The 9,806-nt window shown below is 56.6% G+C and carries 8 protein-coding genes; 6 read left to right on the forward strand and 2 right to left on the reverse strand.

From position 1 onward, the window contains the following. The first annotated feature begins 48 nt into the window (after nucleotides 1–48). From ileS to VNZ60_RS00605, 5 genes are all read left to right on the forward strand, one after another. Nucleotides 49–2,958, forward strand: coding sequence for an isoleucine--tRNA ligase (gene ileS, locus VNZ60_RS00585; protein ID WP_325656145.1), 2,910 nt, complete (start codon nucleotides 49–51; stop codon nucleotides 2,956–2,958). Nucleotides 2,959–3,074: 116 nt separating this feature from the next. After that, nucleotides 3,075–3,602, forward strand: a complete 528-nt coding sequence (gene lspA / locus VNZ60_RS00590; protein ID WP_325656147.1) for a signal peptidase II — start codon at nucleotides 3,075–3,077, stop codon at nucleotides 3,600–3,602. A gap of 73 nt (nucleotides 3,603–3,675) precedes the next feature. After that, on the forward strand, nucleotides 3,676–4,893 hold the full coding sequence (gene coaBC, locus VNZ60_RS00595) for a bifunctional phosphopantothenoylcysteine decarboxylase/phosphopantothenate--cysteine ligase CoaBC (protein ID WP_325656149.1): 1,218 nt from the start codon (nucleotides 3,676–3,678) through the stop codon (nucleotides 4,891–4,893). Nucleotides 4,894–5,075: 182 nt separating this feature from the next. Continuing rightward, complete coding sequence (dut, locus tag VNZ60_RS00600) at nucleotides 5,076–5,525, forward strand: dUTP diphosphatase (RefSeq protein WP_325656151.1); 450 nt, start codon at nucleotides 5,076–5,078, stop codon at nucleotides 5,523–5,525. 11 nt (nucleotides 5,526–5,536) lie between these two features. Further along, nucleotides 5,537–6,640, forward strand: a complete 1,104-nt coding sequence (locus tag VNZ60_RS00605; RefSeq protein WP_325656154.1) for a M48 family metallopeptidase — start codon at nucleotides 5,537–5,539, stop codon at nucleotides 6,638–6,640. A gap of 145 nt (nucleotides 6,641–6,785) precedes the next feature. On the opposite strand, the gene clpA is transcribed toward VNZ60_RS00605, so the two are convergent. Together clpA and clpS are read right to left on the reverse strand one after the other, a co-directional pair. Continuing rightward, nucleotides 6,786–9,086: an ATP-dependent Clp protease ATP-binding subunit ClpA gene (clpA, locus tag VNZ60_RS00610; protein ID WP_325656156.1), complete on the reverse strand. Its 2,301-nt coding sequence runs from the start codon at nucleotides 9,084–9,086 to the stop codon at nucleotides 6,786–6,788. Continuing rightward, nucleotides 9,083–9,391: an ATP-dependent Clp protease adapter ClpS gene (gene clpS, locus VNZ60_RS00615; RefSeq protein ID WP_325656158.1), complete on the reverse strand. Its 309-nt coding sequence runs from the start codon at nucleotides 9,389–9,391 to the stop codon at nucleotides 9,083–9,085. Before clpS ends, clpA begins: the two co-directional genes overlap by 4 nt. A 327-nt stretch (nucleotides 9,392–9,718) precedes the next feature. Here clpS and VNZ60_RS00620 point away from each other — a divergent pair. Then, nucleotides 9,719–9,806 (forward strand): cold-shock protein (locus VNZ60_RS00620; protein ID WP_325656166.1); only part of this gene is annotated, 88 nt, incomplete at its 3' end.

Here is a 9,806-nt window from a genome sequence, read left to right on the forward strand (position 1 = left end):
ACGCGCTCCGCCTGCGCCTGGCTCCACTGAATTCCATTGAAGAAAATTATGTCCGATCAGACCAGCAAACCAGAAAACAATAAAGCAGCGAAATTGCCGAATAAGCCACAAGGCAAGCCGCAAAGCAAATACCCGGTCAACATGACCGAAACGGCCTTCCCGATGCGCGGCGATCTGGCCAAGCGCGAGCCGCAATGGGTCAAGCAATGGCAGGAAAAGAAAGTCTACGAACGGATTCGCAAAGCCTCCAAGGGCCGCCCGAAATTCATCCTGCATGACGGCCCGCCGTACGCCAATGGTGAAATCCACCTGGGCCACGCCGTCAACAAGATCCTCAAGGACATGATCGTCAAGGCCCGCAACATGGCCGGCTTCGATGCGCCTTACGTGCCGGGCTGGGATTGCCACGGCATGCCGATCGAGATCCAGATCGAAAAGAAATACGGCAAGAACCTGCCGGTGGCGGAAGTGCAGGCCAAGGCGCGCGCTTACGCTAATGAACAGATCGATCTGCAACGCAAAGACTTCATCCGCCTCGGTGTGCTGGGCGAATGGGACAACCCATACAAGACCATGGCCTTCGGCAACGAAGCCGACGAGCTGCGCGCGCTCGGCACTATCCTGGAAAAAGGTTATGTGTATCGCGGTCTGAAGCCGGTCAACTGGTGTTTTGATTGCGGTTCGGCTCTGGCTGAAGCAGAAGTCGAATACCAGGACAAGCGCGATCCTTCCATCGATGTCGGCTTCCCGTTTGCCGAGCCGGAAAAAATCGCCGCTGCGTTCGGCCTGGCGTCGCTGCCGACCGATCAAGGTTATGTCGTCATCTGGACTACCACGCCGTGGACCATCCCCTCCAACCAGGCCCTCAACGTCCACCCGGAAGTCGACTACGCGCTGGTGCAGACCGCGCGCAACGGCGCCCCCTTGCTGCTGATCCTGGCGCAAGACCTGGTCGAGGATTGCCTGCAACGTTTCGGTCTCGAAGGCAAGGTTATCGCCAGTTGCAAAGGCGAAGCGCTGGCGCTGATCAATTTCAAACATCCGCTGGCCGCCGCCGACGCTGGCTATGACCGCCTGTCGCCGGTCTACCTGGGCGACTACGTTACCACCGACAGCGGCACCGGCATCGTCCACTCGGCGCCGGCCTACGGCATCGAAGACTTTATCTCATGCAAAGCGCATGGCATGAAGGACGCCGACATCATCAGCCCGGTCATGGGCGACGGCAAGTTTGCTTCCTGGCTGCCGTTCTTTGCCGGCATGACCATCTGGGAAGCCTCCAAGCCGATCTGCGGCAAGCTGGAGGAAGTTGGCGCGCTGTTCAAGCTGGTCATGTTCGATCACAGCTATATGCATTGCTGGCGGCACAAGACGCCGATCGTCTACCGCGCCACTTCACAGTGGTTCGCCAGCATGGACAACCTGCCGAAAGACGGCCATCCAAGCTTGCGCAGCACTGCCTTGCAAGCAATTGAAGAAACCGCGTTCTTCCCAAGCTGGGGCAAGGCGCGTTTGCATGGCATGATCGCCAACCGTCCTGACTGGACCTTGTCGCGCCAACGCCAATGGGGCGTGCCGATGGCGTTCTTCGTGCACAAGGAAACCGGCCAGTTGCATCCGCGCACACCGGAATTGCTGGAACAAATCGCCCAGCGCATCGAGCAAAGCGGGATCGAAGCGTGGCAAGCGCTGGACCCGAAAGAATTGCTGGGCGACGACGCCGTCAACTACATCAAGAATAAAGACACGCTGGATGTCTGGTTCGATTCCGGCACTACCCATCAGACTGTATTGCGCGGCTCGCACGCCAGCCAGTCGCAATTCCCGGCCGACCTGTATCTGGAAGGTTCGGACCAGCATCGCGGCTGGTTCCATTCTTCCCTGCTGACCTCGGCCATGCTGAATGGCCGCGCGCCTTATAACGCGTTGCTGACGCACGGTTTTGTGGTCGACGGCGAAGGCCGCAAGATGTCGAAGTCGCTGAAGAACGGCGTCGAGCCGCAAAAGGTGGCGGACTCGCTGGGCGCGGAAATCCTGCGCCTGTGGGTAGCTGCCAGCGATTATTCGGGTGAGATCACGATCTCCGACGAGATCTTGAAGCGAGTCACAGAATCGTATCGCCGCATCCGCAACACCCTGCGCTTCCTGCTGGCGAATACTTCCGACTTCGATCCTTTGAAGGATGCGGTGCCGATCGCCGATCTGCTGGAAATCGATCGTTATGCGATCGCCAGCATGGCCCGCCTGCAAGCCGATATCTTGCAGCATTACGAGACTTACGAGTTCCATCCGGTGATCTCGAAACTGCAGATGTACTGCTCGGAAGACCTGGGTGGTTTCTATCTCGACATCTTGAAAGATCGTCTGTACACCAGCGGCGTCAGCTCGCCGGCGCGCCGTTCGGCACAAACCGCGATCTGGCATATCACCCAGGCGCTGCTGCGGGTGATGGCGCCGACGCTGTCGTTCACGGCGGAAGAGGCCTGGTCGTTCTTCGCCAGCCCGGAAGCCTTTGCGGCCAGCGATGAAACCATTTTCACCCAGACCTATTACACGCTGCCGGAAATCAAAGGCGCCGCAGCCCTGATCGAAAAATTCAGCGCCATACGCGCCGTGCGCGCCGATGTCACCAAGCAGTTGGAAGAAGTCCGGGTTGCAGGCGGTATCGGCTCCTCGCTGCAGGCGGAAGTAGAGATCAAGGCTGGTCCGGAAAAATATGCACTGCTCAACAGCCTGGGCGACGACCTGAAATTTGTCCTGATCACCTCCAGCGCAACGGTCTCTGAAGTAGCGACAGAAGCGGAAGAAGCGATCCTGGTGACGCCGTCGGCGCAGCAAAAATGCGAACGTTGCTGGCACTATCGGGCCGACGTCGGCAGCCACCCGGAACATCCGGGCCTGTGCGGACGCTGCGTTGCCAATTTATTCGGCAACGGTGAAGACCGGCATTTCGCCTGAACCGCTGAAGTAAATCAGTCATACGCAAGTTGATCATGCGCAGTTGGCACTCGTCCTGGCACGATGTCGCGAGCTGCGCACTTTTTTGCCACACTGCCGAGAACAGATAAACCCATATGGCCACTAAAAAACGCGCTGCATCCTCATCTTCTTCATCTTATTCTTCATCTTCCTCCAAATACGGCCTGGCGCCGTGGCTTGCCATCGCCGCCCTGGTGCTGCTGATCGATCAACTGACCAAGATCACCGTGGTGCGCCTGTTCAGCTATGGCGAATCGCAGGCAGTGACCTCGTTCTTCAATCTGGTGCTGATATATAACAAAGGCGCCGCGTTCAGCTTTCTGTCTACGGAATCAGGCTGGCAACGTTATCTGTTTACCGGGCTCGGCATCGCTGCCGCGCTGTTCATCATTTTCCTGCTGAAACGCCATGCCGGACAGCGCATGTTTTGCACCGCGCTGGCATTGATACTGGGCGGCGCCATCGGCAATGTGGTTGACCGCATTGCCTACGGCCATGTGATCGATTTTCTCGACTTCTATATGCGTAACTGGCACTGGCCTGCTTTCAACATCGCCGATAGCGCGATTTGCGTCGGTGCGGTATTGTTTGTGATTGATGAGTTGCGTCGCGTGAATAAGTAATTAATTAATAAGCAAAACACAAGCGAAATACGCGACACAGCCACCCTCCCTCCTTACCTTTCCAGGAGTAACCATGGATCTCGCTGGTAAAAAAATCGTGCTGGGACTGACCGGCGGCATCGCCTGTTACAAGGCGGCGGAATTCACGCGCGCACTGATCAAAGCGGGCGCATCGGTACAAGTCGTGATGACCGCGGCGGCGATGCATTTCATTACCCCGATTACCATGCAGGGCCTGTCCGGCAAGCCGGTATTTACCGATCAATGGGATGCGCGCATTGGCAACAACATGCCGCACATCGACCTCACCCGCGACGCCGACGCCATCGTCATCGCGCCCTGCTCCGCCGATTTCATCTTCAAGCTGGCGCACGGCGCCTGCGACGATTTGTTGTCGACTCTGTGCGTGGCGCGCCAGGCCACCTTGCCTTTGCTGGTGGCGCCGGCGATGAATGTCGAGATGTGGCAAAACCCGGCAACTCAACGTAATCTGACGCAATTGCTGGCGGACGGCATTCAGTTGCTTGGCCCCGATGCCGGCGAGCAGGCATGCGGTGAAGTCGGCATGGGCCGCATGCTGGAGGCGGACCAGTTGCTGACAGAAGTGATCGCTTCGTTCCAACCCAAGCTGCTCAAAGGCAAGCGCGTGCTGCTGACCGCCGGCCCTACTTTCGAACCGATCGATCCGGTCCGTGGCATCACTAATCTTTCATCCGGAAAAATGGGTTACGCCGTAGCCCGCGCAGCTTACGAAGCCGGGGCGGAAGTCACCCTGGTGTCAGGTCCGACTGCACTGACTACACCCTACGGTGTACGCCGTATCAGCGTCCAGACCGCGCAACAAATGCACGATATCGTGATGGCGCAACTGGCCGGCGCCAATGGCCCCACCGATGGCCGCACCGATGTCTTCGTCGCCGTGGCGGCGGTGGCTGACTGGCGCGTGGCCAATGCCAGCCCGCAAAAACTGAAAAAAAATGCCGACGGCAGCGCTCCCGAACTGGTGTTCGAGCAAAACCCGGATATTCTGGCAACAGTTGCAGCATTGGCGAAAGCGCCTTACTGTGTCGGTTTTGCGGCTGAATCGGAGCACCTGCTGCAGTATGGCGAAGCCAAACGCATCAGGAAAAATGTGCCGCTGTTGGTCGGCAATATCGGCCATGACACGTTCGGCAAAGACGATAACCAGCTGGTGTTGTTTGATACCGACGGCCACACAAGCCTGCCGCGCGCCGGCAAACAACAACTGGCGCGCCAGTTGATTGCTGCAATCGCCGCTCGTCTTGGTTAGCATCCGCGCATCTGCATTGGCATCTGTATCAGCATCTACTTTCCGCGGCGGCTTTCATCGCCCGCGGTCGGCAGCGAAAATCAGAAGTAGCTTGACGAACACCGGGCGGGATTGTTCCTGTCATGTTTGCTATACCTATACCTAGCCCTATCATTTCACTTAATAGATTGTTACAAAATTCCATGAATACCATCGACGTCAAAATTCTCGACCCACGCATGCAAGATCAATTGCCGGCTTATGCGACCGAAGGCAGTGCGGGCCTGGACCTGCGCGCCTGCCTGGACACCGCGCTGACGATCAAACCCGGTGAAACCCATCTGATCCCGACCGGCCTGGCGATTCATATCGGCGACCCGGCTTATGCGGCAATGATCCTGCCGCGCAGCGGCCTCGGCCACAAACATGGCATCGTGCTGGGGAACCTGGTCGGCCTGATCGACTCTGATTACCAGGGTCAGCTGATGGTTTCGACCTGGAACCGCGGCACTACCGAATTTACCCTCAACCCGATGGAACGGCTGGCGCAATTAATCATTGTGCCCGTAGCTCGTGTCCAGTTTAATGTCGTAGCAGATTTCGAGAGCAGCGAACGCGGCGCAGGCGGCTTCGGCAGCACCGGAAAAAATTGATGGAGAAATTAATGAGATTGATGAATTTGACGCGCGGCGCCGGATGGCAAGGAGTCAAGCGTTATACGGCGCTGGCATTGCCGGTGCTGTTGCTGGCGGCCTGTGCGACACAGGAACCGAGTAGTACCTCCACCACACCCAGCGTCAAACTGCCGCCGGCCCCTCCCAAGCCGGTAGCGCTGACGCCATCACCGAAGCAGACCGAACTGAAAACCTTGATCGGCATGCAAGACCGCTTGTACGACGTCGCCGCTCCTTTGCTGGTAAACAACGCCGTCTTATGCAGAAACAATGCGCGCAATCTGCTGGGCTTCACCGCCAAGACAAAATATTCCTATACTGCTGAATTCATTGAAGCGGCAAGCGCCCTGGGCCTGAGCGATCAACTGCAAGTGACTGGCGTACTCACTGGCAGCGGCGCCGCCAAGGTCGGCCTGCAACGCGGCGATCTGCTGGTAGCCATCCAGGACAAGCCGGTGCCGGCGGGAGCCGATGCCGAACGCCAGACTGCCTTGATGCTCGGCCCGCTGGTGAATGGCCGCAATAGCATCAAGGTCACGATCGCGCGCAATGGCGGCAACCAGATCTTGAACATCCCGCTGACTCGCGCCTGCGCCTTTGGCATAGAGCTCGGCAACACCGAGAATGTGGTCAGTTATGCCGATGGCCGACGCGTGCTGATCAGCAGCGGCATGATGAAATTCACCAAGAGCGACGATGAACTGGCCTTGGTGATCGCCAAGGAAATGGCGCACAACACGCTGACCCATCCGGCCCGCCAACGCAACACCGCCACCATGACCGGTGTGATCGACAATCTGATCCGCTTGCGGCCAGATACCGCGGCCTTGAACGGCATGGCGGGCGTCAAGCCATACCCGCAACAGTTGGATGCGGCAGCCGATAAATTGTCGCTGTACATGGTTGCCCGTGCCGGTTACAAGGTCGATGGCGCAGCAGCTCTCTGGCAACGTCTGGCGACCAGCTATCCGGCCAGCGTGCTGAATGGCTATACAGCGATCCATCCCGGCACCGATTACCGTCTGTCTGCAATCCAGCAAGCCGTTTCGGATATTCAGGCCAAACAGGCCGCCGACACTGCCCTGCTGCCTTAAACCCAACTCTGAAACTCTGTCATCCCGCGTACGCGGGAATGACGCAACAGTAGTACATATTAAAAAGCCTGAATCACTTGCGTGAATTCAGGCTTTTTAATTGCTCGGACAAATGCTTGGCCGGGCGCGAAGTTACTCCACTTCCTTATTCCACTTCCACCGTTTCCTCCGGCGCCGCAGGCGAAGACGAATCTTTTTCTGCAAAGTCCAGGCTGATCTGATCCTTGTCGTCCAGATCGACAGTGACCCGGCCACCGGTGACCAGCTTGCCGAACAACAGTTCGTCGGCCAGCGCCTTGCGTATCATGTCCTGGATCAGACGTGACATCGGCCGCGCGCCCATCAATGGATCGAAACCCTTCTTGGCCAGGAACTTCCGCAAGTTCTCGGTGAAGATCGCATCCACTTTTTTCTCGTGCAACTGCTCTTCCAATTGCATCAGGAACTTGTCGACCACACGCAAGATGACTTCTTCATCCAGTGCATGGAAACTGATGATGGAATCGATGCGGTTGCGGAATTCCGGCGTAAACATACGCTTGATATCCGCCATCTCGTCACCGGCTTCTTTTTTGTCGGTGAAGCCAATCGAACGTTTTTGCAGACTTTCCGCGCCGGCATTGGTGGTCATGATGATGATCACGTTGCGGAAATCGGCTTTGCGTCCGTTGTTGTCGGTCAGTGCGCCATGATCCATCACCTGCAGCAAAATATTGAAAATGTCCGGATGGGCTTTTTCAATTTCATCCAGCAGCAATACCGCATGTGGTTTCTTGGTCACCGCTTCGGTCAGCAAACCGCCCTGATCGAAACCGACATAACCCGGAGGCGCGCCAATCAGGCGGCTCACAGCGTGACGCTCCATGTATTCGGACATGTCGAAACGGATCAGATCGATGCCGAGGATGAACGCCAGTTGCTTGGCCACTTCGGTCTTGCCGACCCCGGTCGGACCGGAGAACAGGAAAGAGCCGATCGGCCGGTCGGTCTTGCCCAGGCCGGCACGCGCCATCTTGATCGCCGACGCCAGCGCATCGATCGCCGGATCCTGGCCGAACACCACATTGCGTAAATCGCGGTCTATGGTTTGCAGCTTGCTGCGATCGTCCTGGTTGACCGACTGCGGCGGAATCCGCGCAATCTTGGCGATGATGTCTTCGATCTCGCCTTTGCCTATGGTCTTTTTCTGCTTCGATTTCGGCAGGATGCGTTGCGCCGCACCGGCTTCATCGATCACATCGATCGCCTTGTCCGGCAGATGGCGGTCGTTGATGAAGCGCGCCGCCAGTTCGGCTGCACTGGTCAGTGCGGAAGCCGAGTATTTGACACCGTGGTGTTCTTCAAAGCGCGACTTCAAGCCACGCAGGATTTGCACGGTTTGCTCCACCGTCGGTTCGTTGACATCGATCTTCTGAAAACGACGCGACAACGCATGGTCTTTTTCAAAGACACCGCGGAACTCGGTGTAAGTGGTGGCGCCTATGCATTTCAACTGGCCACTGGACAAAGCCGGTTTCAGCAGATTGGACGCATCCAGCGTACCGCCGGACGCCGAACCGGCGCCGATGATCGTGTGGATCTCGTCGATGAACAGGATGCCGTGCGGACTGTCTTTCAATTGCTTGAGCACGGCTTTCAAGCGTTGCTCGAAATCGCCGCGGTATTTGGTGCCGGCCAGCAGCGAGCCCATGTCCAGTGAATAGACAATCGCGTTTTGTAATATTTCAGGAACCTCGCCCTGGGTGATGCGCCATGCCAGTCCCTCTGCTATCGCAGTCTTGCCGACGCCGGCTTCACCGACCAGCAAAGGATTGTTTTTACGGCGACGGCACAAGGTCTGGATCACGCGCTCGACCTCGTACTCGCGGCCGATCAGCGGATCGATTTTTCCTTCGGTCGCCAGCTTGTTCAGGTTTTGCGTGAACTGGTCCAGCGGGCTTTCCTTGGCCTGGCCTTCGGACTGCACTTCTTCCGCACCTTCAGAGGATTTCTGGGCGTCGGCTTGCTGGTCCTTGCGCACCCCGTGCGAAATGAAATTGACCACGTCGAGCCGAGTCACGCCTTGCTGGTGCAGGTAGTACACCGCGTGCGAATCCTTTTCGCCGAAGATCGCAACCAGCACGTTGGCGCCGGTCACTTCCTTCTTGCCGTTGGAAGCCGATTGCACATGCATGATGGCGCGCTGGATGACGCGCTGGAAACCCAGGGTTGGTTGGGTATCCACTTCATTCGAACCCGGCACCGTCGGTGTGTTGTCGCCAATGAAGATAGTCAGCGTCTTGCGCATATCGTCAATGTTGACCGCACAGGCTCGCAGCACCTCGGCCGCGGACGGGTTGTCGAGCAAGGCCAGCAGCAGGTGTTCAACCGTGATGAACTCGTGCCTTGCTTGTCGTGCTTCGACAAACGCCATGTGCAAACTTACTTCCAGTTCCTGCGCAATCATGCTTCCTCCATCATGCATTGCAGGGGATGCCCTGCTTTGCGTGCGTGCGTTAATACCAGTTCAACCTTGGTGGATGCGATATCTTTCGGATACACACCACACATGCCTTTGCCATCGCGATGCACTTTTAGCATTATCTGCGTTGCGGCTTCGCGATCCTTGTTGAAATATTCCTGCAGGATGATGACCACGAATTCCATTGGCGTGTAGTCATCATTGAGCAAAAATACTTGATACATTGGGGGCGGCTTGAGCTTTTGCTCTTGTCGCGTCGCTACTGTCCCGTCTTCGTGCTTGGTTACCATGCGCCTATTCTAAAACCTTCCGCCAAATGCGCAACGCGCAACACTGAATAAATAAACGTTTATATCGATATTACGCGTTTTCCGATTGCTATGCAGATGACGATAGAACAGATTAAATCAAGAGTAAAAAACAATGCAAAACCATAAATTAAATTGCACAAAGGAAATTACTTGACTTTTTTATTTTTAACGCGAACAATGACATTCATTGATAAGCGTGTTTCAGCTTGTCAATAGAAGTGAGCAAGTTCTAGAAGGGGCAGCGTTACGCGAGGCTTCTTGCTTTTACGGCTCGTGTGATTGTTATTATTTGAAAGACGCTATTTTATGGCAACAGGTACAGTCAAGTGGTTCAACGATTCTAAGGGCTTCGGCTTTATCACTCCGGATGACGGCGGTGAAGATTTGTTTGCAC

The sequence above is a fragment of the Collimonas sp. genome (assembly GCF_035566375.1).
GTDB lineage: Bacteria > Pseudomonadota > Gammaproteobacteria > Burkholderiales > Burkholderiaceae_D > Collimonas.

Excerpts from the sequence above, each read along its gene's own strand:
- ileS (WP_325656145.1), top strand. The coding sequence starts at position 49 with ATGTCCGATCAGACCAGCAAACCAGAAAACAATAAAGCAGCGAAATTG.
- lspA (WP_325656147.1), top strand. The coding sequence starts at position 3,075 with ATGGCCACTAAAAAACGCGCTGCATCCTCATCTTCTTCATCTTATTCT.
- coaBC (WP_325656149.1), top strand. The coding sequence starts at position 3,676 with ATGGATCTCGCTGGTAAAAAAATCGTGCTGGGACTGACCGGCGGCATC.
- dut (WP_325656151.1), top strand. The coding sequence starts at position 5,076 with ATGAATACCATCGACGTCAAAATTCTCGACCCACGCATGCAAGATCAA.
- VNZ60_RS00605 (WP_325656154.1), top strand. The coding sequence starts at position 5,537 with ATGAGATTGATGAATTTGACGCGCGGCGCCGGATGGCAAGGAGTCAAG.
- clpA (WP_325656156.1), bottom strand. The coding sequence starts at position 9,086 with ATGATTGCGCAGGAACTGGAAGTAAGTTTGCACATGGCGTTTGTCGAA.
- clpS (WP_325656158.1), bottom strand. The coding sequence starts at position 9,391 with ATGGTAACCAAGCACGAAGACGGGACAGTAGCGACGCGACAAGAGCAA.